Source organism: Geobacillus sp. G4, assembly GCF_040327975.1.
Lineage (GTDB): Bacteria > Bacillota > Bacilli > Bacillales > Anoxybacillaceae > Geobacillus > Geobacillus thermoleovorans.
Genome location: NZ_JBEPJY010000003.1, coordinates 218,971 through 240,549 on the forward strand (window position 1 = coordinate 218,971; position 21,579 = coordinate 240,549).

A 21,579-nucleotide genomic window follows, 5' to 3' on the forward strand; every position below is an offset into this window, starting at 1 on the left:
GGGGGTGAGACGCGGAAACAGTCGCATAGGGCATTGTTGTGCCCATTGGCGGTCTGTTTCGCGCTCATTCCCAGATTTAGGCGGAATGGGCGTTTTTTATTGTACATACATCACTGAAGGGGGAATGACGGATGAAACGTTGGACATGGCCGGCGGTGGTGGCGGTGTTCTTCCTTCTGGCCGCCGTGCTGGTCGGCTGCAGCGGTGGAGCCAATAGCAACGCCCAGCCAGCGAAAAAAGAAGAACCGAAAACGGAACAAGCGGCGTTTCCGGTGACGGTGAAAGACGGGCTTGGCGAGGATGTCACGATCAAAGCGGAACCGAAAAAGATCGTCTCGCTCATCCCAAGCAATACGGAAATCGCCTATGCGTTGGGGTTGGGCGATAAGATCGTCGGCGTCAGCGATTTTGACAATTACCCGGAAGACGTCAAAACGAAAACGAAAATCGGCGGCATGGAATTCAACGTCGAGAAAATCATTTCGCTCAAACCGGATCTTGTCTTGGCCCACGCGTCAAGCGCCCATAACTCGCGCGATGGCCTCAAGCAATTGAAAGACGCCGGCATCACCGTGCTTGTCGTGAATGACGCGAAGTCGTTCGACGATGTGTATGCGTCCATCGAATTGATCGGCAAAGCGACCGGGGCGTCGGACAAAGCGAAGCAAGTGATTGATGAGATGAAAGAGAAGCTTGCGCAAATTCAAGAAAAAGCGAAACAAATCCCGGCGGACAAACAAGCGAACGTCTGGATTGAAGTGTCGCCGCCGCCGCAGCTGTATACGGCCGGCAAAGGGACGTTTATGGATGAGATGCTTCAAGTGATTTCAGCGAAAAACGTCGCCGGCAGCTTGGAAGGCTGGCCGATGGTGACGGAAGAAAAAGCAGTGGCCTATAAGCCGGATGTGATCATCACGACATACGGCGGAGCGAAGCAAGTGTTTGCGCGCGCTGCTTGGAAAGACGTGCCGGCGGTGAAAAACAAGCGGGTGTATGACGTCAACACCGACTTAGTAAGCCGCCCGGGTCCGCGCCTTGTCGAAGGGGTCGAGGAACTTGCCAAAGCCGTTTACCCGGATGTGTTCAAGTAAAACGTGGATGTATATATTGGCCGTCACGGCGGCCATGTTATCGTTGCTCGTAGGGATATCGACAGGATCGCTGTCGATTCCCTTTTCTTCTATTGTTCGCATTCTTGCGTCCGAATGGTTTGGTATGCCGCTTCCGTCTGACATTCCGGCCGATTGGGTGCCGATCGTGATGGCGATCCGCTTGCCGCGCGTCGTGCTCGCTTTTTTGGTCGGGGCGTCATTGGCGCTGGCTGGCGCGGCGTTCCAAGGGTTGCTGAAAAATGCGCTCGCCGATCCGTATACGCTCGGCGTCTCGTCCGGCGCCTCGGTCGGGGCGGTGCTCGTCATCTTTCTCGGCTGGCAATGGCCGCTCTTTGGCACGTTCACGCTGCCGATCGTGAGCATTTTATGCGGCATGGCGACGCTTGTCGCCGTTTTGGCGTTCACTCGCGCGGTTGAGCCGCAGCTGTCGGTTGAGACGATCATTTTAGCCGGCATTATCTTCGGCGCGTTTTTCAGCGCCTTCATTTCACTGATGATCGCTTTGACCGGGGAAGAATTGCGGCAAATCATCTCATGGCTGATGGGAAGCGTCGCGATGCGCGGCTGGAAATACAGCGGGCTTTTGTTGCCGTTTTTTCTCATCGGCGCGGCGGTGCTTCTCGCCAACGGCCGCGAGTTGAACGCGTTTGCTTTTGGCGAGGCGGCGGCGCTTCATGTCGGCGTTGATGTTACGCGCCGAAAAGTCATCATTTTGACGGCGGCGGCGCTGCTCACCGGCGCGGCGGTGTCGGTGTCCGGGACGATCGGTTTTGTTGGGCTCGTTGTTCCGCATATGGTTCGGCTTGTGTGCGGGCCAAACTATCGGGTGCTGCTGCCGCTGTCTCTCTTGTATGGCGGTGCGTTTCTTGTGCTTGCCGATGTGGCGGCGCGGACGATCATTGAACCGCGCGAACTGCCGATCGGCGTCATCACCGCGCTGATCGGCGCCCCGCTATTTGCCGTCTTGTTTTTCCGAAAAATGAAGCGAAAGATGGGATGATGATGCTTGAGGTGCGGGCCGTATCGCATCGGTATGGACCAAAGCAAGTGCTTGATCGTGTGACGTTTTCCGTGGAAAAAGGGGAGCTGTTTGGCATCGTCGGGCCGAACGGCAGCGGAAAAACGACGCTGCTGAAACTCATTTGCAAAGAGCTTCCGCTTGCCAGCGGTGAGATCAAGATTCATGGCCAGCCGCTTTTGGCGCTGTCTGCGAAGCAATGGGCGCGGTTTGCCGCTGTCCTGCCGCAGACGGCGGAGGCGGCGCCCGGCTATACGGTGAGAGAAACGGTGGCGCTCGGCCGTTACGCTCATCAGCGCGGCTTGTTTCCGACGTGGACGAAAGAGGATGAAGCCGCGGTTCAAGAAGCGCTTCGTGCGGTCGGCTTGGCTGACAAAATCGATGAGCCGCTTGAGCGGCTAAGCGGCGGCGAGCGGCAGCGCGCCTATTTGGCGCGGGCGCTTGCCCAAAAGCCGCAGCTGCTCTTGCTGGATGAGCCGACGAACCATATGGATGTGAGCGGCCAAGTCCGGCTTTTGGACCGGCTCGCGGAAGCTGCCCGCTCCCGCGATTTGACGGTCGTCGCCGTCTTTCACGATATGAACGTCGCTAGCTTATATTGCGACCGGGTGCTTGTGTTAAAAGAAGGAAAAACAGCGGCGCTTGGAACGCCGACAGATGTGATGACGCCGGCGCTGCTTGAGGAAGTGTTTGCCGCGCCGATTGTGCGTCTGGCTCATCCGGCGGCGGCAAAGCCGATGTTTTCGTTTGTGCCGAAAGGGAAACAAGAAGAATCGTCGGCCGGCGGGCTGCGTTTGTCCTTTCTTGATGACGCCGCTGTTCTGGCCTCCTGCCAGCCGCTTCGCGTCCTGTCCTCGGCATTGATCGGCGCTGGGTTTCAATGGGCGACCCATTTTGTCAACCGCCAAGTCGGGTTGGATTACGATTGCGGCGATGCGGAAGGAGACATGCGCCGCTATTTGGAGCAGCACGGGTTTTCGCCGGAACGAACGATCGGCATGATGACGGCGGTTGACGTCCATGATGCCGTTTGGCTTCAGAAAGAAGGGGAAGCGTTTTCGGTTGCAATCATGACGACCGCTGGCGTCGGCAATGCGGTTGATGCCGCTCGGGCGTGGCAGCATAAGCCGCTTGCGGCAAGGCCGGGAACGATCAATATGGTGATTGTCATTGACGGAGTGCTGACGGAAGCGGCGTTTGTCCAGGCGATGATGACAGCGACGGAAGCGAAGGTAAAAGCGCTCGCCGACTGTTCGGTTTGCGACCTGGAAACAGGGACGCTTGCCACCGGCACGTCGACCGATTCGCTCGCCGTGGCGGCGACGCAAACCGGGCGGACGTTTGCCTATGCCGGAACGGCGACGGAACTCGGGCGCGCGATCGGTCGGCTCGTGTATGAAGCGACGATCGAGGCGCTTGACCGCTACAAGCGGCGGAGGGGGCGGCGATGACGCATTTGCTGGCAATGACGTTGGCTTTGCTGTTGGATGCGCTGCTTGGCGACCCGCGCTGGCTGCCGCACCCTGTGCGCGGGATGGGAACGCTGATTGCGTGGCTTGACCGCCGCTGGAATCAAGGAACAAAGCGGCGGGCGAAAGGGGCGGCGGCCGTGGCGGTCGTGTTGGCCGCTGTTTACGGGGTATCGGCGTTGGTCGTTTATGTGGGCTACGCGCTGTCCGTATACGTGGGGGTGGCGATCGAGGCGGCGCTCATTTTCACCACCATTGTGACCAAAAGCCTCGCTGAAGCGGCTGAGGATGTGCGCCGGCCGCTTGAAGCGGGCGATCTTCCCGAGGCGCGGCGGGCGCTGTCGATGATCGTTGGCCGCGACACCGAGCGGCTCGATGAGGCCGGCATCACCCGCGCCTGCGTCGAAACGGTGGCGGAAAATACGAGCGACGGCATCACGGCTCCGCTCTTTTACGCGGCCTTGGGCGGCGCGCCGCTTGCCATGCTGTACCGGGCAGTGAACACGTGCGATTCGATGCTCGGCTATAAAAATGAAACGTATCGCGAATTTGGCTGGGCGGCCGCCCGGCTGGACGATGCGCTCAACTACATTCCGGCGCGGCTGACGGCGCTCGTGATGGTGTTGGTTTGCGGCGGCCGCCGCCTTCGTTTGGCGCTGTCGATCTTGTTTCGCGATGCCCGCCGCCACCCAAGCCCGAACAGCGGCTGGCTCGAGGCGGCGATGGCTGGATTGCTTGGGGTGCAGCTGGGCGGGACGAATACATATGGCGGCGTCGTCTCTGAGCGGCCGACACTCGGCGATCCCGATGTTCCGCTGCGCTCGGTTCATATTCGCCAGGCGGTCGGCATCATGATCAGAACGGTGCTCGCCTTTACGTTATTGCTGCTATGGATCGGGGGGATGATCGTTGCGTTGGCCGGCGCATGGGGCGAATCCGCTCGCGTTGTATGAGCAATGCGGATTGGCCCCTCCAGACGAATACATTGATTTCAGCGTCAATACGAACCCATATCGCCTGCCGCCGTCGGCTTGGCCGAACGGCGAGGAATGGATTCGCTGGGCCGGTGAGTATCCGGATTCGGAAGCGAAGGCGCTCAGGGAGCTCGTTGCCAAGCAGGAGCAGATTCGACCCGGACAAGTGCTGGTGACGAACGGGGCAGCGGAGGCGATTTATTTGTTGGCCGCGCTGCTTGCCGGCCGGCGCGTCGGCATCTTGGAGCCGACGTTTTCCGAGTATCGGCGCGCCTGCCTTGCTTACGGATGCGAAGTCAAGTCTTTGCTGGCAGAGGAAAGCCGCGGTTTTTCGTACGACATTGACCAAGCGGCGGCATGGGCGGCGGAATGCGACGCGGTTTTTTTCTGTCATCCGAACAATCCGACCGGAACCGTGATGCCGGAGCGTGATCTCCGCTCGCTCGTCGCTGCAGCGGACCAAGCGGGGACGTATATCGTGGTGGATGAGGCGTTCTATCCGTTTTGGCGCGGCGGATTTACAGCCATGCGTTGGCTGGATCGCTATCCGCGCCTCATTGTGCTTCGATCGTTGACGAAAATTCATCATCTGGCCGGCGTGCGCCTTGGTTATGTCGCTGCCGACGAGGCGGTGATCGCTTCGCTGAAAACGCATCAGCCGCCATGGAGCACAAACTGCATCGCCCAACAATTGGCGCTTCGTTTCATGGCGATGGAATCGTTTGTCAAGTGGACGAAAGAACGGATCGCCGCCGAGCGGGAGCGCGTGTTTCGGTCGCTGCCGGCCGGCCGGTATGCCGTCTCGCCGTCGGTCGTCAATTTTTACTTGCTGCGTCCGCTCTCCGGACGGACAGAGGATTTGTTTTTCTATTTATTGCAGCAAGGAATCGTCCCGCGGCATACAATGAATTTTCCTGGACTGGACGGACGTTACGTGCGGCTTGCGGTCAAAACGCAGGTGGAAAACGATCGGCTTCTTGAAGCGCTTGCGAGGTGGAGCGGATGATGGTGTTTGTCAGCGGCGCCGCGCGCAGCGGAAAAAGTGAAGCGGCGGAAATATGCGCCATCCGGCTTTCTCGCGGCGGTCGGCTTCACTATATCGCCACCGCGCAGGCAATGGATGAAGAAATGACGGAGCGCATCCGCCGTCATCAAGAGCGGCGCGCGGCGCAGGCCGCGCATTGGACAGTGTGGGAAGCCCCGTTCTCTTCTCAGGAGATTGCCGCTTCCTTGCACCCTGATGATGTTGTTCTGCTTGATTGCTTGACCACATGGCTCGCCCACGAGCTGTTCTTTGGTGAAAATTGGAAAACAGACGCAACCGCTCAAGCTGTTGCTTGCCGCATGCTCGATGAAGTGCGGGCGTGGGCGGATGCCTGCCGTGCGGTCGTGATTGTATCGAACGAGCTGTTTGCCGGGGGTGTTCCGGATGATCCTGGCACATTTCGCTACATGAAAACGCTTGGCTTGCTTCACCAACAGTTGGTCGCGGAAGCGGCGGCCGCCGCGGTCGTTGAATGCGGCCTTCTCCGCGTGAAAAAAGGGCGGTGGCCGGGATGAAGCAAGCATGGAACGGATGGTTGTTGGCGCTGCAGCTGTTTACCACGATCCCGATTCGGCGCTCGATCGCATGGAACGCCGCCCATGTCCGCTGGCTCGTGCGCTGTATGCCGCTTGCGGGGGCGCTGATCGGGGCGCTTTCGGCCGGAGTGTATGCACTCTTTTCCACGTTTTCATTCAGCTCGCCGCTTGTTTGGGCGCTTCTTCTTCTTTGGCTCGGCATTTGGATGGCCGGGGGGATGCACGCTGACGGCTTTATGGATGTGAGCGACGCGTTTTTTTCGTACCGCGACGTCAAGCGGCGGCAAGAGATCATGTCCGATCCGCGCGTCGGCGCGTTTGCGGTGTTGTCGCTTATTTGTTTGTTGTCATTTCGTTGGCTGTTTCTGTACGAATCGCTCCAGACAGGCATTCCGCCGGCGCTGTTCGCCGCCGTTCCGCTGTTGTCGCGGGCCGGGGCTGCCTGGCTTCTTTCCGTCGGCAAGCTGGCAAAGCCGACAGGAATGGCTGCATCGCTTCGCGAATATAGTTCATGGCGTGATGCCATTTGGGCGCTTGGACTCGCTTTTGTATTGCTTTCGCTTCTTTGTGCATCCACCGCCATTTCGGTGCAAACAGGGGCGGCGCTGGCTGCAGCGGCTGTCGTTTTGGCGGCGGCGGCAAAGCCGTGGGCGGAAAAACAGTTTGGCGGCATCACCGGTGATGTGCTCGGCGCGCTGATCGAAGGAGGAGAGACGGTGCTATGGGGCGTCATTTGGCTCTTACACTCATCCGTCATGGGATGACGGAACAAAACCGACGTCGGGCGTATATCGGCTGGACGGACGCGCCGCTTGCGGCCGCGGAGCGCAATCGGTTGTGCCGCTTGCAGCTTGAGCGGCCGTATCCGGTCGACTGCATGGTTACAAGCGACCTTCACCGCTGTCGAGAAACGGCCGCCTTGCTGTTTGGCGGACGCGGGGCAGATTGGTGCACCAGCCGTTGGCGCGAGCTTCACTTTGGCGCTTGGGAAGGAAAAACGTTTGCTGAGCTGGAAGCGGAGCCCGCCTACCGCCAATGGCTTGCGTCGCCCTTTTCTGCGGCGCCGCCCGGCGGGGAGCGTTATGCCGACTTTCAAGCGCGCATCAAACAGGCGCTTGCGGAGACGATTGCTTTCGCTGAGCGGGCGGGCGCCCGTCATGTGGCTGTCATCACCCATGGCGGCCCGATTCGCCTCCTGCTCGAGCAGTATGCGCCCGATGCTCGTTCGTTTTGGGAATGGGAGGTGCCATTTGCCGGCGGATATACATTGGAATCGACGATCGAGCGTTGGAAAGGGGGAGAGCGGTGCATTTCGTTATCGGTGGTGCGTTTCAAGGAAAACGAAAATGGGTGAGGGAACGGTATGGAATAAATGATGGAGTTCATATTGTATGGCATAACGGTTATGTGGAGCCGTATAGGCCGCCGGATGGCATCGAAACGGCAAAAACGGTCGTCTTTGACGGGTTGGAAGCCGCCATCCGCCCCCGTCCGGACCCAGACGAGTGGGAATCCTATTTCCGCGCTTGGCAGCGGTGGGAAGCGGCAGCGCCTAACCGCACGGTCGTTTGGATCGGCACCGATGTGACGCAAGGCGTTGTTCCGGTTGATCCGCAAGAGCGGCGCTGGCGCGACGCCGTGGGAATGTGCTACCAGCGACTAGCTTCCTTGTGCTGCCGCGTCGACCGGCTTTGGTGCGGACTGGCGGAACAATTGAAATAAGGGGGAGAGGAACAGTGAAATTGTATACGCGAACAGGAGACCAAGGGAAAACGAGTTTAGTCGGCGGGCGCGTGGACAAAGACCATTTGCGCGTCGAGGCGTACGGAACGATTGACGAGGCGAATTCGTTCATCGGATGGGCGCTTGCGTTATTGGCCGGCGATGAACGGTTTCGCGACCTTTGCGCTGAGCTGCAAAAAATCCAGCACGAGCTGTTTGACTGCGGCGGCGACCTGGCCATCGTCAACGGCAAGCTTCCGTATAAGGTGACCGAGGCGATGGTCACATTTTTAGAAGAGCGCATTGATGCGCACGTGCAAGAAGCGCCGCCATTGCAAAAATTCATTTTGCCGGGCGGCTCCAAGGCGGCTGCGGCGCTCCATATGGCGCGTACGGTGGCAAGACGGGCGGAGCGGTGCATCGTTTCCTTGCAAAAAGCGGAGCCGATCAACGATGTTGTGCTCAAATATATGAACCGCCTGTCCGATTATTTGTTCGCCGCTGCCCGGGTCGTGAACGCGCGTTTAGGGGTGAAGGACATCGAGTATGAACGGAGCGCGATTGTGTTCCGCGACAAGGAGGAGAAACAATGAACCGCCGCTTGGCTTGGACGGCCGTTTGTTTGGCGCTTTCGGCGATCGGATCGTTCATCAAGCTGCCGACGTTTGTCGGCAGCATCGCTTTGGACAGCGCACCGGCGCTTGTCGCCGCCGGGGTTCTTGGCCCGCGCGCCGGAGCGGCGGTCGCTGGGCTTGGGCATTTGGTTTCGGCGTTGATCGGCGGTTTTCCGCTCGGCCCAGTTCATTGGTTTGTCGCTCTTGAAATGGCGGGGCTTGGCGCCCTGTTCGCCGTGCTGCATCGGCGGGGATGGAAAATCGGCAGCGCTGTCGTCTTTTTCATCGGCAATGCGTTTTTGGCGCCGTTGCCGCTTGCCGTTTCGTTCGGCTGGCCGTTTGTTTTTGCCGTCATTCCGCCGCTTTCGGCAGCCGCGGCGGTCAACGTGTTGATCGCTTTGGCCGTCATGCCGGTTGTCGTCCGGTTGGCGGCGAAAGCGGGGGTGGAGGCGCCGCATGCGTGATGTGCTTTTCCTTCCGTTTGTCGACGGCATGGAGCTCGCCGTTGCGGCCGACGGTTTGGCGGCGGTCGGGGACAAGCCGGGTGATGTGGTGTCCGTCTCGGTGGATGTTGTTGCGTATTTTTCCGCCCGCGTTGCCTTGATGGAGCTGTTGAGCGTCGGAGCGGAAGCGAGGGTCGTCGTGCTGCAAAACTTCATCGCTGATGACCGGTGGGAAGCTCTTTGCCGCGGTGTCAGGAGAACGTGCCGCGAGCTGGGGATTGATCTCCCGATCACCGGCAGCACGGAATCGAATTTTCCCACCGTGCAGTCGGCGCTTGGAGTGACGGCCATCGGGACGGTGGCCAACGAACGGAAACGAATCGGCATCACACCCGAAGAGGCGAAGTTTGCCGTCATCGGCCGTCCTCTCGTCGGCTCGGCCGTGCTTTCGCATCCGGAATGGGTTGCGCCGCTTCCGCTGTTTGCCGCGCTTCTCCGCACACCATACATTTACGAATTGATTCCCATCGGCTCGAAAGGTATTTATTACGAATGGACACAGCTGTTAGCCGCTAACGGCCGCCAAGGGCGGGCCTGCGCATGCCCGCTTCCGCTCTTTTCCTCCGGCGGCCCGGCGACGTCGGTGCTTGTCAGTTATGATCCAGATGGCGAACGTGAAATCAAAAAGCAAGCCGGCTCTCTCTTTTTTCCACTGCACGTCGAGTGGTAAAAGCCGGCTGCTTTTGGTGAAAAAATCATTCCCTTTTTCGCTCGGACCCGTTATCATGAAGATAATGGGATTTTTTTGTCGTGGTCCATGGAGGAGATAGGGGGAGAGAAGCGATGGACCCCGTCTTTGAACAGTTGTATGAAAAGTACCATCATGATTTGTTTAATTTTTTATTCTACATGGTGCGGAATCGAGAGCAGGCCGAAGATTTGGTTCAGGAAGTGTACGTCAGAGTGCTGCGCTCATACAAACGATTTAAAGGGCAGTGCAGCGAAAAAACGTGGCTGCTGTCCATTGCGCGCCATGTGGCCATTGATTTTTTTCGCAAGCAAAAACGCCGACGCCAATGGGCTGGTTCGGCGGAATGGAGCGAGGAACAAATCGGCGCCGACGAGCCGATTCCTGAGGAAATGGCGATTCAAAAAGAGGAAATTCAGCTTATGTACCGTGGTTTGGCGCGCTGCACGGTTGATCAGCGGCTTGTGCTCGTCCTTCGATTCATCCAGTCGCTGTCGATCGCGGAAACGGCGGAAGCGCTCGGCTGGACGGAAAGTAAAGTGAAAACAACGCAGCACCGCGCACTAAAGGCGCTCAAGCAATATATGGAGGAAGAGGCAAAACAGGAGGGGTGGCGGTGTGAAAAAGCTCAATTGGAATGAGCGATGCATTGAACATGGCCTTGAACAGTTGCCCGTCATCAAAGACCGGCGCACGAAAGAAGAAGTGTATGTCCGGCTGGTGCGCGCTCAGCGGATGGCGCGCTGGAAGCGGCGTTGGCTCCCAGCGGTTGCATCGGCGGCCGTGCTTGCATTGGCGGTTTATGCCGGTCCGCATTTTATCGTTCCAACACGTTCGGACAAAAACGAGGCTTCCTCATCCCCTGTTCAGACGCTAGAGGCGGATGGCGCTTCCTCTCACCCAAAAGCGATGATGGCCGCCAGCGAACCGGCGAATGCAGTGGTGATTGCCTTGCCCGATGAGCGAATCGGCCAAGTGGTGCCAGTGGTTGTTCCCCTTCCTGGCCGTTTTGCGCCGAAAGAACGGCTGTCCGCGGCGCTCGGTGAGCTTGCCCGTTCCCCGTTGCGTGAGGCGTCCGCGTGGCTCGACGGTGTGAAGATGGCCCCGGCGGCAGGCGATGGGCGCGTATGGGTTGTTCGCGTTCCAGCGAGCCATCGCGTGTTTGCCGCCAGCCATGAGGAACAGCGCCTCTTTTTCGACGCGGTCATGGAAACAGTGCGGCAGATGGGCGGGCGAAGCATCCGCTTTTTCACTGGGGAGGAGGAGGGGCTCGATTTGCCAGTGTTGGGTCGTCTAAAAACGACAAAAATCAATGAGCAGAAGCGAATGTATTATCAAAACCGCTCCTCCTCCTTCGGCTATCCGGTGCTCATCCCGGCGCTAGGCAGCGCCCGCTCGTTTCCTGAGGCGCTGCAGCAGATGAAAAAATCGACGATCCACGGGCTTGAGCCGGCCATTCCACCAGGGGTGGAAGTTGATTCGGTCGATGTCGATGCGCGCCATGCTACGGTCCGGCTTCATTTGTCCGCTCGGCCAAGCGCGGAAGAAGCGGCGAGCATGGCGGAGGCCGTGCTGCTGACGGCGAAAGAGTTTGGGCTGCTTGACGTCACATTCGAATCGAGCGGGTTATCGACTCTTGGCCCGTATCCGCTTGGGAAGCCGATCAACGTGCCGGCCGGACCGAACGCCGCGTTGCTGGCAACCGGCCCGTAGCCGCCAGCGTGAGCTCTTAGCGGTTTTTAGACGGTATCATTTTGTTACATTTTTGGTAATGTCGACGCGAGGCCGTTCTATCGGCGTTCGTTTTGACATAAGACATATATGGTGCGACATAGGCAAGGAGGGATGGAAATGGGCGATGTGATGAGACGCCTTTTGGCGGTGGCTGGTGTGGCGGTATGCGTCGGACTGTTGTTTCTTGTCGGCGCCAACGGATGATTGGATGAATATTCGCAAAACGGTTGTCCTTTCTTGCGGTAATGCGTTATAATGAGAAAAACAGCAGGAGAGGAGAAACACCGATGTTGACCGATTATCATAACCATTTGGAACGAGGGGCGTTGACGCTTGATTATTTGCGCCAGTTCACGGATGCAGCGGTCAAAAAAGGCATCCAGCATTTCGGCATTTCCGAGCACGCGTACCATTTTTACCAAACGAAAAACATTTTGTCCAACCCGTGGGTCGACGCGCGCCGCTGCTACGATATGGACGATTATGTCCGGCTGTTCCACGAAGCGTGGGATGCGGGCCTCGATGTGAAAATGTCGATCGAAATGGATTATACGCCGGGCAAACACGAGGAAATGGCCGCCTTTATCCGCTCATACGAGTTTGACTATGTCATCGGTTCGATCCATTGGGTCGACGATTTCGGCATCGACTTAGCCGAATATCGCCACGAGTGGGAACGGCGCGATTTGTACGATACATACCGCAAATATTTCGATCAAGTCGTGACGCTCGCCGAGTCGAATTTGTTTGACATTATCGGCCACCTCGATTTGGTGAAAATTTTTAAATACGTCCCGGAAGATGAGGAATTTTTGCTTGAACAATACGACCGGGCGACAACAGCGCTCGCCAATTCGAAAACGTGCGTCGAAATCAGCACCGCCGGGCTGCGCAAGCCGGTTGGCGAACTGTATCCGGATCCGCGCCTGCTCCAAATGTGCTATGACAAAGGCATTCCGATTGTGTTGTCGTCCGACGCGCACGTGCCTGAGCATGTCGGCGCCGATTTTGACAAGGCGGTGGAACTCGCCCGCAGTGTCGGCTACACCGAGCTGATGACGTTCTCGAAAGGCGAGCGGAAGGCGGTGCCGCTCGGCTGAACGGAACTGACAAAACACGAGGGTGTCCCAAAAGGATCGGGACACCCTTTCTTAGTATGTAGGCGTAAAACAATCATGAAGAAACGATGCATTGTGTTTGGTTTAAGGAAAAACAACCTTTTGGGTCATGATCATCGCCTTTTCGCAAGAGGGAACTATACGATGCGAATGGCTGCTGTGGGGCTTGCTCGAACGAAAAACGCAGGCTCCTTTCTGGGAAGGCCTGCGTTTTTTGTATGATCTGCCCGCAGAAGCGGGTGGTTACGCTTCGAGCCGCTTCACCGTTTCGATGTCATCAATTTGCGCCAACGCCTGCAATACCTCATCATCAACCGGTTTGTCAAGCGATAAGATCATCATCGCCTTGCCCCCCGCTTCTTGGCGGCCGACTTGCATGGTGGCGATGTTGACATCGTGCGCCCCAAGCACGTTCCCGACTTTGCCGATCATCCCCGGCCGGTCTTGGTGCTGGATATACAGGAGATGGCCTTCCGGGGCAAAGTCGATGGCGACGCCGTCAAAATGGACGATGCGGTCGCCGTAGTTCGGCACGTGCGTCCCTTTGATGGTGAACGTTTTGTTTTCGCCATGGACGGTGAGCGAAATGCAGTTCGCATAGCCGTGCGTTTCATCGGAAAATTTTTCGCCGTATGTGATGCCGCGCTCTTTGGCGACCATGGCGGCGTTTACCTCGTTGACGGTTGAGGCGACGCGCGGCCGCAGGAAGCCGGCGAGCAGGCTGCGGGTGATGTACGTCGTCTCCAGATCAGCGACCGTGCCGGCGTAGGTGACCGACAGCTCTTGCACCGGGATGTTCATAAACTGCGATGCAATCAAGCCGAGCTTCCGGCCTAAATGATAGAATGCTTGAATTTTTTCATAGACGTCTTTCGACAACGCCGGCAAGTTGATCGATGAGGTGACGGGCCGCCCTTCAAAAAAGTGGAGCAGCTCTTCCGCGACTTGGGTGGCGACGTTCAGCTGCGCTTCGACGGTCGACGCCCCTAAATGCGGCGTGACGATCACATTGTCAAACGCTAAAAGCGGATGATCCCCTGGCGGCTCTTGTTCAAAGACGTCGAGGGCGACGCCGGCGACATGCCCGCTTTCCAAGAACGGGATGAGCGCCTGTTCGTCGATGATGCCGCCGCGGGCGCAGTTGATCAAATAGACGCCCTTTTTCGTTTTCGCCAAGTTTTCCGTGCCAAGCAACCCGCGCGTTTCTTTCGTGAGCGGCGTATGAACGGTGATGATGTCAGCCACGGCCAGCACTTCGTCAAGCGAGTGAATCGAGACGCCGAGTTTTTCGGCGCGTTCTTTCGTTAAAAATGGGTCGTACACGTGCACGCTCATGCCAAAGGCGCGCGCCCGTTTGGCGACTTCCGAGCCGATGCGGCCGAAGCCGATGATGCCCAATTTTTTGCCAAACAGCTCGTTGCCGACAAACGCCGAGCGGTTCCACTCCCTCGATTTGACGGAAATGTGCGCCTGCGGGATGCGTCGGACGAGGGCGGCCATCATGGCAAAGGTATGCTCAGCGGCCGAAATCGTATTGCCGTTTGGCGCGTTAATGACGACGATGCCGCGTTTCGTCGCTGCATCGACATCAATGTTGTCGACGCCCACCCCGGCGCGGCCGATAATTTTTAAGTTCGGCATTTTTTCCAATAGTTCTTCCGTCACTTTGGTGGCGCTGCGCACGAGCAAAGCGTCAAAGGTGTGCAATTCCTCTTCCGCTTCGGTTGTTTTCTTTTGCACGATGTCGATCTGCGCCGATGCGCAGAGCGGCGCCAAACCTTCTTCACTGATGGCGTCGGAAACGAGTACGCGAAACACAGTGGGTGCCCCTTTCTGTTTCAAGGATGTTAAATTTCTGATAATTTAACATGCGAAAGCGGTTTCTGTCAATGGGGGAAAAAGAAGTCATACCAATGAAAACGTTTTTTTGAGCAGGAATGTTCGGGGTTTGAAAAAGAAAAGCGCCCATATCAAACGACATGGGCAAAATTGTTCGGAAATAGAAAAACGGCGTCTGGTGAAATGAGATGTTGGACGGATTACTTGTTTTTCTGTTCGTTGTAGCGGGCGATGCATTCGTCGATCAATTTGGCGGCTGCTTCCGGCCCCTCCCATGTGCCGATTTCCGTCCGTTTCCCTTGCAAGTCTTTGTAGCGTTCAAAGAAGTGGGCGATTTCTTTCAGTTTGTGCTGCGGGAGGTCTTCAATCGATCTCACTTCGTCAAAGCGCGGATCTTCGACCGGAACGCCGATCAATTTCGCATCTTCTTCGCCGCTGTCGACCATGTTCAAATAGCCGATGACGCGCGTGTCGATGACGCAGCCCGGGAACGTCGGGTTTGTCGTGATGACCAAAATGTCGAGCGGGTCGCCATCCAGCGCCAACGTATTTTGCAAATAGCCGTATTCAGCCGGATAAAACATCGGTGAATATAGGACGCGGTCGAGCTTGAAAATGCCCCGTTCTTTGTCGAATTCGTATTTGTTTTGGCTCCCGGTTGGAATTTCGATAAACGCTTCGACAATTTTATTTTCGAATGCCATAACCCGTTCCTCCTTTGTTGGTTATGTATACATGAAAACTTGTCCACCCAGCAGGCGCGGCGGACAAGCCAATCTTATTGTAGCACGTTCGTTCAAGATGCGCCACTTGTGATTTCACGCTTGCATCAAAAAACCCTCTTGCCGGCAAGGCAAGAGGGGGAATGTCAGTCGAATTTATTCGGATCGCCGTCAAACGGCTCGTCAGCAACTTTGATCGATTCAGTCGGACAGCCTTCGAAGGCGTCCATCATATCGTCAATCAAAATCTCCGGCACTTCGACGATGCCTTGGTTGTCATCAAGGGTGACGTAGGCAATGCCGTCCTCGTCGTAGTCGTAAATGTCGGGAGCGGCGGCGCCGCAAGCTCCGCAGGCGATGCAAGTCTCTTTATCCACAATCGTATACTTTGGCATAAAAATCGAACCTCCCCAAGTTTATTGGAAACGGACGGGCCATCTCCGTGTTGCCTGCTCGGAAATGAACTTTTCACTTTTAATAATAAGACCGTACGGCCGGCTTTTCAACAAAAAAATCGCTCTCTTGTATTTTTACACATATGCATCTTATTTAGTTTTGTTATCATATGGCGGAACTGTCAACCGATCGATTTTTTCTGCCGACCGGTTGGGCGATTTTTGCTACAATAGAGGCGAGGGAGGAACGCAGGATGCGGCATGGCTATGCCTCATTTTTGCTCGCCCATTGCTTGCGCCGCTTCAACGGCGAACGGACGCTGGCGGCGGTGTATCATTTATTTTCGGGAAAAAAATCGGCGCAGACGCTCCAAGACAGCAAATGGTTTCAGCTTGAGCCGCTGTTTGGCACATGGAAGAATGTGACGATGGCGGCGCTCGAGGAAGCGGCAATGGCGCTTGTCGAACAGCGACTCGCTTTATCCGCGAAACAGCGGACATACACGTTGACCGCGGCAGGGGAAGAATGGCTTGCCGAGCAAGCAGCGCTTTTCCCCCGCCATCTGAACGGCTGGCGCTATCATGAGGCGGAACCGCTGTTTTGGCAGCGTCTTTCCTTGATCGGGCAGACATTGTCAAACCTCGTCTATGGGCGGCGTTTTGCACCGATTTGCCGCGACGAGCGGACGCTTCAATGGGTGAAGCAATATTTGCTTGCAAAAGGATCGAGCCAGATGTTGGCCGAGACGCTGTATCAAGAGCTCATCCGGCTGCTTGAAGCGGTTTCGGAAGAGGCGGCGGTGATCTTTACGCTGCGTTTGACGAGCGCGGTCCGCATCGGCTGGACGATGGAGCAAATCGCGGCCTATTTGCAAAAGGACGCGCTCTACGTGCAGTTTCAATTCCGCAACGTGCTTCATTACATCATGGCGGAAGCTGAGGCTGGACGCGTTCCGATGATGGCCGAATTGATGAGCGGACTGACGCCGGCGGTGCTGACACAATCGGCGCAAAAAACGTACGAATGGCTGCGGAAAGGAAAAACGATAGAAGATATTTCCAATCTTCGCCGCTTGAAGCGAAGCACGATTGAGGATCACGTTGTCGAAATCGCTGCCAATGTGTCCGGTTTTTCGATCGCCCCGTTTGTCGACGATGAAAAGGCGGCGGCCATTCGAGCGGCGGCGCAGGCGCTTAGGACGAGGAAATTGAAAGAGATTCGCGAGGCGCTTGATGGCAAAGTCAGCTATTTCGAAATTCGGCTCGTGTTGGCAAAGGAAGTGGGACGTTGGACGAGTTGACGAAAACGCTGCGCATGAAGTTCGGACATGCTTCATTCCGCCCGGGTCAGCGGGAAGTGGCGGAAGATGTGCTTGCTGGGCGCGACGTGCTGGCGATGCTGCCGACCGGAAGCGGCAAGTCGCTTTGCTATCAGCTGCCAGCGTATTTGCTTCAAGGCAGTGTGCTGATCGTTTCGCCGCTTGTGTCGCTCATGGAGGACCAAGTCGAGCAGTTGCGCCGGCGCGGGGAAAAGCGAGTGATTGCTTTTCACAGCCTGCTTGATGCCGAAGAAAAATGGCAGGCGCTCGCTTCGCTTGCGGAGTTTCGCTTTATTTACGCGTCGCCGGAGATGCTGCAGTCGGCAAAATTTTTAACGGCGCTTCGGCGCGTATGCATTTCGCTTTTTGTCGTCGATGAAGCGCACTGCATTTCTCAATGGGGATATGACTTTCGCCCGGACTTTTTAAAGCTTGGGGAGATCCGGCGCGCGCTCGGGGCCCCGCCGTGTTTGGCGTTGACGGCGACGGCGCCGCCCGAGGTGCAGGAGGATATTATTCGCACGCTCGGGATGGATGGCGCCCGCCGCCATATTCATTCCGTCGATCGTCCGAACATCGCCTTGTGCGTGGAGCATTGTTCATCAACGGAGGACAAAGCGGCGCGCTTGGCCGATTATGCCAAGCGTCTCGAAGGCCCGGGAATCATTTATTTTTCGAGCCGTCAATGGGCGGAAGAGATGGCGCGCCGGCTCGAACAGTGCGGCGCGGGGCGGGTCGCCTATTACCATGCCGGCATGGACGGGGAGCAACGGCTGCTCGTGCAGCAGCAATTTGTCTACGGTCAGCTTGACATCGTATGTTGTACAAGCGCATTCGGCATGGGCGTGAACAAAGAAAACGTCCGATTTGTGCTTCATTTTCATATGCCGGCCCAGCTCGAGGCGTACGTGCAGGAAATCGGGCGCGCGGGGCGCGACGGAGCGCCAAGCCTTGCTGTGTTATTTTATGCGGACGGCGACCGGGCCATGGCCCAGGCGGTGGCGGAGGCCGAGCTGTTAAGTCCGCGCGAGCTGCGTGAGTGGTGTTGGCGGCTGCCGGAAGGAGCCGGATGGGAAGCGGCGATGGCGACGCTCGAGGCTGCCGGATTCACCGACGTACAAAAGCGGCTGTTGGCGTATTTTTTAGAACGGGAACAACGGGCGATGCCTGGTTGGCTGACAGCGGAGGCGAAAGAGCGGCTGTACGGCAGGATGGCAGCCGCCATCGAGGCGCGGCGGCGCTGGAAGCGGAAAAAACTGCAGGAAATGGATGAATGGGTGCACTTGTCTTCGTGCCGGCGTCAAGCGCTTGTCCGCGCGTTTGGCGAGGAGCTGACGGATCAGCAGAATGTCTGCTGCGATCGCTGCGGGCTTTCGCTTGACGGCTATGAACGAGCCGTCCGCCGTCCGGAGGAGGCGCCGGTTCGCCATTGGCGCGAGGAGTTGTGGGACATGCTTTTTGGCGGGGGGCGGACGAATGAAACGGCAAAGTGAACAAATCCGGCAGATGACAGAGCGCGAGCTGCTTTTTCATCTTTATGTAACGCAAGGGTTGCTGCTTCTTGCCGCCGGCGGCTGTTCGCTCTTTTTGTTCGATTGGGCGGAGTGGCGCCGGCTTTGGCGGTTCGATCTCACCGATGTGCTGCTATACGGAGCGGGCGGGGCGGCGCTCGTGCTGGCGGTCGATTTTTTGGCCATGCGCTATTTGCCGGATGATTGGCATGACGACGGCGGGGTGAACGAAAAAATATTCCGCGGCCGCTCGATTCCGCATCTCTTTTTTTTATGTGCGCTCATCGCTGTGACGGAAGAATGGCTGTTTCGCGGTGTTGTGCAGACGCATTGGGGGCTTGGAGCGGCAAGCGTCATTTTTGCTGTGCTGCATGTGCGCTATTTGGAAAAATGGTTTTTGTTTCTGATGGTTGTGCTCATCAGTTTGTTTCTCGGTGCGCTTTACGAACAGACCGGGAGTTTATGGGTGACGGTTGTCGCCCACTTTTTGATCGATGTGGTGCTCGCTTTGCATATTCGGTTGCAGCGGGAGGAAGGGGTGAAGCGATGAAAGGAACACAGGAGCGCCGAGCTGGGCGGCGCTTGCGGATCGATGAGAGCGCGCCGTCCTCGCGCATCAAACGGCGGAGGGAAAAAGAAGAACAAAAGCGAAAATACGTCCCGGCCCGCCTGCTCGTGTTCTTGTTTTTGGCGTTGCCGGCAGTCGTGCTGGCCATCCACCATGTCCAATCGAAGTCCGACACGGTCACAGTCGTTCGTCATGAAGATCAAAGCGGCCGCGAGACGGTGCGCATTATTCAAGACGACGAAGTCAAGAGGACAGAACAGGCGGCCAAATCGAAGCAGAAGAGCGCCGCCGACCGAGGAAGCGTCGGCGGCCGGGAAAAGAAGACCGATGATGAACAAGGAAAAATCATCACCCATGTCGTCGCAGCCAATGAGACGCTCTACAGCATCGCCATGAAATATTACGGCACGCCTGATGCGATCGATCTCATTAAAAAGGAAAACGGCTTGTCGACGGGCCGCCTTCAGCCAGGGCAAACGCTGCGCATTCCGCTTGACGAAAACCATTGAGCGAAACAAAGCATTGTCTGCCGCTCCCCTTTCTTTGTTCTAATGCTGCCTTCTGCGGCATATGATGGACAATAAAAACAGGACAAGGGGGAGAGGAGATGGTCCATTTTCCAGATGAATTTCCCCTCGATGAAGTGGCGAAGGAAATGTTGATGGCCGTCATCGAAAAAAAGAAAAAATGGGAGCGGCTCGAAAAGCGGACGTTGCTCTTGCAGGCGGCCGCGTTTTCCGGTTTGGCCGTTTTCCTGCTTTATCTTTTGGCCAAGGCGGCGGCTTTCGGGACGTGGGGAGAGCGGATCGCCTGGTTTTTCGCTGCGCCTGCCCATGTGTTGATTCTGCTTCTTTTAAGCACCGTTTATTGGGCAGCCGTCTACTACAAAGGAAAAAGCGAAAAGGCGGAAGACGATTTTCACGCCCTTCGCTGTGAGATCATTCAAAAAAGCATCGATTTATGGCAGGACCAAGAACAGTGGAACGGGCGCCATCGGCTGTTTGAATGGATGAAGCGGGAGTATGGCATCAATCTTTATTATGAACAAAGTTGAGCGGGGGTTCCGCTCAGCTGCTGGCTTAGAAAACCTTTTTATGGTTGCGCTCCTCTTTTAAAATTTCCACCGCTTCACGGAACCGTTGGGCATGGATGATTTCCCGCTCGCGCAAAAAGCGGAGTCCGTCGTTTAAATCCGGGTCGTCGCTCATATTGATGATCCACTGATATGTCGCGCGCGCTTTTTCTTCGGCCGCGATGTCCTCATACAAGTCGGTGATCGGGTCGCCTTTCGCTTGGATGTACGTCGCCGTGAATGGAACGCCGGCGGCGTTATGGTAAAAGAGGGCGCGCTCATGGTCGACGTAATGCGGCTCCAGCCCGGCTTCTTTTAGCTGCTCAGGCGTCGCGTCTTTCGTCAGTTTGTACACCATCGTTGCGATCATTTCAAGGTGGGCGAGTTCTTCCGTACCGATGTCGTTTAGCAGCCCGATGACTTTCGGCGGCAGCGTATAGCGCTGGTTTAAGTAGCGGAGCGCCGCTGCCAGCTCCCCGTCTGCACCGCCGTATTGCTCGATCAAATATTTTGCCAGCCGCGGATTGCACGTGCTGACGCGGACCGGGTATTGCAATTTTTTTTCATAAATCCACATGATCCGTTCCCCCCTTGCGTTCGTGATGGATCGGCTACACTTGCCAAGGCCATGGCGTGTCGTCCCAGTTCCACGGGTAGTTGGAATAGCTATGGCCAAACTGTTCAAGCGGACCATAGGCGGCTTCAAATTGTTTTTTCAGCTGTTTCCGTTTTTTGGCGAGTTGATTAAATTGTTGAATCGCTTGATAGTCGGTCGGATGGGTGTCCAAGTAGAGTGTCAGTTCGACGAGGGCAAAGTCGACGGCTTGCAGCTCTTCAAGCTGTTCATAATACTCCTTTGGCATTTGTTTCATGAGCCATCACCTTTTGTCTTTGTTTCGTAAGGGCTGTAGTACGGATCGTAAAACACTTGCCAAAGCGTCCCTTTCATCAACGCTTCACGAAGAGGGAATTGCGGCAAGTTGGGCGGCTGGAATCCGACGTATAAGTTTGGTGCGGTGACGTATGTTTTCACGCGGATCGGCGGGCATGGGTCAAACGGGCTTGTATACGGCTCATATTGTTTGCGCGTTGTAAACATGAAACCCCTCCTTTTTTGGCAAAGTTCAGTCTATATTATGATAGAGCAGTACCGTTCATGCCTGTTTGTCATGGCGAATCATGGCAATAATAAGGAGGAAAAAATGTGCCGCCTATGGATGATCGCCTTTGTCGCTGTCTTGTGCACGTATTTGTTTTTTCGCTGGCTGCCGCCCCTTGAGCCGTTTTCCCCAACCTTGTTTTTGACGCAGCTGTTGTTTTCCCCGTTTCGAACATGGCTTGCTTTTGCTTGTTTTTTGCTCGGCGTCGCTGCCAACGGAACGCTTCTTAGCATCGCTGTAACCGGGACGATGCGTTTGTTGTCCGGTCGGCTGCCCCGTTTAGGCCAATGGTTGCTCAGCTTGGCGGCGCTCGGCCATTTTTATTGGGCGTTTCAGTTCCATTGGCGGCTGGCGGCGCTTTTTTTCGTTTTTTCCTTTTTTTATGGTATGATGACGTTGAGAGGCCGCCAGACGATGCCGCATCGCTGGCCATGATAGGAGGAAGTATGCTGATCGGGGA

At 56.7% G+C, this 21,579-nt stretch carries 27 protein-coding genes; 21 read left to right on the forward strand and 6 right to left on the reverse strand.

Annotated elements, in window-relative coordinates:
• Positions 1-131: 131 nt before the first annotated feature.
• The 15 genes from ABS784_RS05335 to ABS784_RS05405 all read left to right on the forward strand — a co-directional run bounded on the left by ABS784_RS05335 (position 132) and on the right by ABS784_RS05405 (position 12,515).
• Complete coding sequence (locus tag ABS784_RS05335) at positions 132-1,091, forward strand: ABC transporter substrate-binding protein (RefSeq protein WP_011231749.1); 960 nt, start codon at positions 132-134, stop codon at positions 1,089-1,091.
• Entirely contained in the window at positions 1,057-2,112 is a 1,056-nt protein-coding gene (locus ABS784_RS05340) for a FecCD family ABC transporter permease (RefSeq protein WP_011231748.1), read from the forward strand. The genes ABS784_RS05335 and ABS784_RS05340 overlap by 35 nt, the downstream gene beginning before the upstream one ends.
• Positions 2,109-3,581 (forward strand): adenosylcobinamide amidohydrolase, encoded by a 1,473-nt coding sequence (locus ABS784_RS05345; RefSeq protein ID WP_011231747.1) that lies wholly within the window; start codon positions 2,109-2,111, stop codon positions 3,579-3,581. The genes ABS784_RS05340 and ABS784_RS05345 overlap by 4 nt, the downstream gene beginning before the upstream one ends.
• Positions 3,578-4,552, forward strand: coding sequence for an adenosylcobinamide-phosphate synthase CbiB (cbiB, locus tag ABS784_RS05350; protein WP_352511707.1), 975 nt, complete (start codon positions 3,578-3,580; stop codon positions 4,550-4,552). Before ABS784_RS05345 ends, cbiB begins: the two co-directional genes overlap by 4 nt.
• Positions 4,509-5,579 carry a threonine-phosphate decarboxylase CobD gene (gene cobD, locus ABS784_RS05355; RefSeq protein WP_011231745.1) on the forward strand — a complete coding sequence of 357 codons (1,071 nt, stop codon included), beginning with the start codon at positions 4,509-4,511 and terminating at the stop codon, positions 5,577-5,579. Before cbiB ends, cobD begins: the two co-directional genes overlap by 44 nt.
• Positions 5,576-6,133 (forward strand): bifunctional adenosylcobinamide kinase/adenosylcobinamide-phosphate guanylyltransferase, encoded by a 558-nt coding sequence (locus ABS784_RS05360; RefSeq protein WP_011231744.1) that lies wholly within the window; start codon positions 5,576-5,578, stop codon positions 6,131-6,133. Before cobD ends, ABS784_RS05360 begins: the two co-directional genes overlap by 4 nt.
• The gene (locus ABS784_RS05365) at positions 6,130-6,918 is read left to right on the forward strand and encodes an adenosylcobinamide-GDP ribazoletransferase (protein ID WP_011231743.1); all 789 of its coding nucleotides are present in this window, start codon (positions 6,130-6,132) and stop codon (positions 6,916-6,918) included. The genes ABS784_RS05360 and ABS784_RS05365 overlap by 4 nt, the downstream gene beginning before the upstream one ends.
• On the forward strand, positions 6,876-7,508 hold the full coding sequence (locus ABS784_RS05370) for a histidine phosphatase family protein (protein WP_014196225.1): 633 nt from the start codon (positions 6,876-6,878) through the stop codon (positions 7,506-7,508). The genes ABS784_RS05365 and ABS784_RS05370 overlap by 43 nt, the downstream gene beginning before the upstream one ends.
• Complete coding sequence (locus ABS784_RS05375; protein ID WP_011231741.1) at positions 7,460-7,876, forward strand: bifunctional adenosylcobinamide kinase/adenosylcobinamide-phosphate guanylyltransferase; 417 nt, start codon at positions 7,460-7,462, stop codon at positions 7,874-7,876. The genes ABS784_RS05370 and ABS784_RS05375 overlap by 49 nt, the downstream gene beginning before the upstream one ends.
• A 14-nt stretch (positions 7,877-7,890) precedes the next feature.
• Positions 7,891-8,469, forward strand: coding sequence for a cob(I)yrinic acid a,c-diamide adenosyltransferase (locus ABS784_RS05380; RefSeq protein WP_011231740.1), 579 nt, complete (start codon positions 7,891-7,893; stop codon positions 8,467-8,469).
• Positions 8,466-8,954 carry an ECF transporter S component gene (locus ABS784_RS05385; protein WP_011231739.1) on the forward strand — a complete coding sequence of 163 codons (489 nt, stop codon included), beginning with the start codon at positions 8,466-8,468 and terminating at the stop codon, positions 8,952-8,954. The genes ABS784_RS05380 and ABS784_RS05385 overlap by 4 nt, the downstream gene beginning before the upstream one ends.
• Positions 8,947-9,663, forward strand: a complete 717-nt coding sequence (locus tag ABS784_RS05390; protein ID WP_352511710.1) for an AIR synthase family protein — start codon at positions 8,947-8,949, stop codon at positions 9,661-9,663. Before ABS784_RS05385 ends, ABS784_RS05390 begins: the two co-directional genes overlap by 8 nt.
• A 113-nt stretch (positions 9,664-9,776) precedes the next feature.
• Entirely contained in the window at positions 9,777-10,322 is a 546-nt protein-coding gene (sigX, locus tag ABS784_RS05395; protein ID WP_011231737.1) for an RNA polymerase sigma factor SigX, read from the forward strand.
• Positions 10,300-11,394: a GerMN domain-containing protein gene (locus tag ABS784_RS05400; RefSeq protein WP_011231736.1), complete on the forward strand. Its 1,095-nt coding sequence runs from the start codon at positions 10,300-10,302 to the stop codon at positions 11,392-11,394. Before sigX ends, ABS784_RS05400 begins: the two co-directional genes overlap by 23 nt.
• A gap of 308 nt (positions 11,395-11,702) precedes the next feature.
• Entirely contained in the window at positions 11,703-12,515 is an 813-nt protein-coding gene (locus ABS784_RS05405) for a histidinol-phosphatase (RefSeq protein ID WP_011231732.1), read from the forward strand.
• 261 nt (positions 12,516-12,776) lie between these two features.
• Here ABS784_RS05405 and serA read toward each other — a convergent pair whose 3' ends face one another.
• From serA to ABS784_RS05420, 3 genes are all read right to left on the reverse strand, one after another.
• Positions 12,777-14,351, reverse strand: a complete 1,575-nt coding sequence (serA, locus tag ABS784_RS05410) for a phosphoglycerate dehydrogenase (protein WP_012820732.1) — start codon at positions 14,349-14,351, stop codon at positions 12,777-12,779.
• A 221-nt stretch (positions 14,352-14,572) separates the two neighbouring features.
• Positions 14,573-15,076 carry an inorganic diphosphatase gene (locus ABS784_RS05415; protein ID WP_011231730.1) on the reverse strand — a complete coding sequence of 168 codons (504 nt, stop codon included), beginning with the start codon at positions 15,074-15,076 and terminating at the stop codon, positions 14,573-14,575.
• Between the two features lie 164 nt (positions 15,077-15,240).
• Positions 15,241-15,489 carry a ferredoxin gene (locus tag ABS784_RS05420; RefSeq protein WP_011231729.1) on the reverse strand — a complete coding sequence of 83 codons (249 nt, stop codon included), beginning with the start codon at positions 15,487-15,489 and terminating at the stop codon, positions 15,241-15,243.
• Positions 15,490-15,743: 254 nt separating this feature from the next.
• On the opposite strand from ABS784_RS05420, the gene ABS784_RS05425 reads away from it, so the two are divergent.
• The 5 genes from ABS784_RS05425 (at position 15,744) to ABS784_RS05445 (ending at position 19,941) form a co-directional block, all read left to right on the forward strand.
• A complete protein-coding gene (locus ABS784_RS05425; protein WP_352511714.1) occupies positions 15,744-16,790 on the forward strand; it encodes a YpbB family protein in 1,047 nt (348 codons plus the stop codon).
• Entirely contained in the window at positions 16,778-18,301 is a 1,524-nt protein-coding gene (locus ABS784_RS05430; RefSeq protein ID WP_014196219.1) for a RecQ family ATP-dependent DNA helicase, read from the forward strand. Before ABS784_RS05425 ends, ABS784_RS05430 begins: the two co-directional genes overlap by 13 nt.
• On the forward strand, positions 18,285-18,869 hold the full coding sequence (locus tag ABS784_RS05435) for a CPBP family intramembrane glutamic endopeptidase (protein WP_011231726.1): 585 nt from the start codon (positions 18,285-18,287) through the stop codon (positions 18,867-18,869). The genes ABS784_RS05430 and ABS784_RS05435 overlap by 17 nt, the downstream gene beginning before the upstream one ends.
• Positions 18,866-19,396, forward strand: coding sequence for a LysM peptidoglycan-binding domain-containing protein (locus tag ABS784_RS05440; protein ID WP_011231725.1), 531 nt, complete (start codon positions 18,866-18,868; stop codon positions 19,394-19,396). Before ABS784_RS05435 ends, ABS784_RS05440 begins: the two co-directional genes overlap by 4 nt.
• A 98-nt stretch (positions 19,397-19,494) precedes the next feature.
• Entirely contained in the window at positions 19,495-19,941 is a 447-nt protein-coding gene (locus tag ABS784_RS05445; protein ID WP_011231724.1) for a YpbF family protein, read from the forward strand.
• 25 nt (positions 19,942-19,966) lie between these two features.
• On the opposite strand, the gene ABS784_RS05450 is transcribed toward ABS784_RS05445, so the two are convergent.
• Genes ABS784_RS05450 through ABS784_RS05460 form a run of 3 tightly spaced genes read right to left on the reverse strand, consistent with a single transcriptional unit; the run spans position 19,967 to position 21,058 of the window.
• A complete protein-coding gene (locus ABS784_RS05450; protein ID WP_011231723.1) occupies positions 19,967-20,536 on the reverse strand; it encodes a manganese catalase family protein in 570 nt (189 codons plus the stop codon).
• Positions 20,537-20,570: 34 nt separating this feature from the next.
• Complete coding sequence (locus tag ABS784_RS05455; protein WP_014196218.1) at positions 20,571-20,831, reverse strand: spore coat protein CotJB; 261 nt, start codon at positions 20,829-20,831, stop codon at positions 20,571-20,573.
• The gene (locus tag ABS784_RS05460; protein WP_014196217.1) at positions 20,828-21,058 is read right to left on the reverse strand and encodes a spore coat associated protein CotJA; all 231 of its coding nucleotides are present in this window, start codon (positions 21,056-21,058) and stop codon (positions 20,828-20,830) included. Before ABS784_RS05460 ends, ABS784_RS05455 begins: the two co-directional genes overlap by 4 nt.
• 103 nt (positions 21,059-21,161) lie before the next feature.
• Here ABS784_RS05460 and ABS784_RS05465 point away from each other — a divergent pair, with 103 nt between their 5' ends.
• Positions 21,162-21,554, forward strand: coding sequence for a hypothetical protein (locus tag ABS784_RS05465; RefSeq protein ID WP_352511719.1), 393 nt, complete (start codon positions 21,162-21,164; stop codon positions 21,552-21,554).
• Positions 21,555-21,579 lie beyond the last annotated feature (25 nt).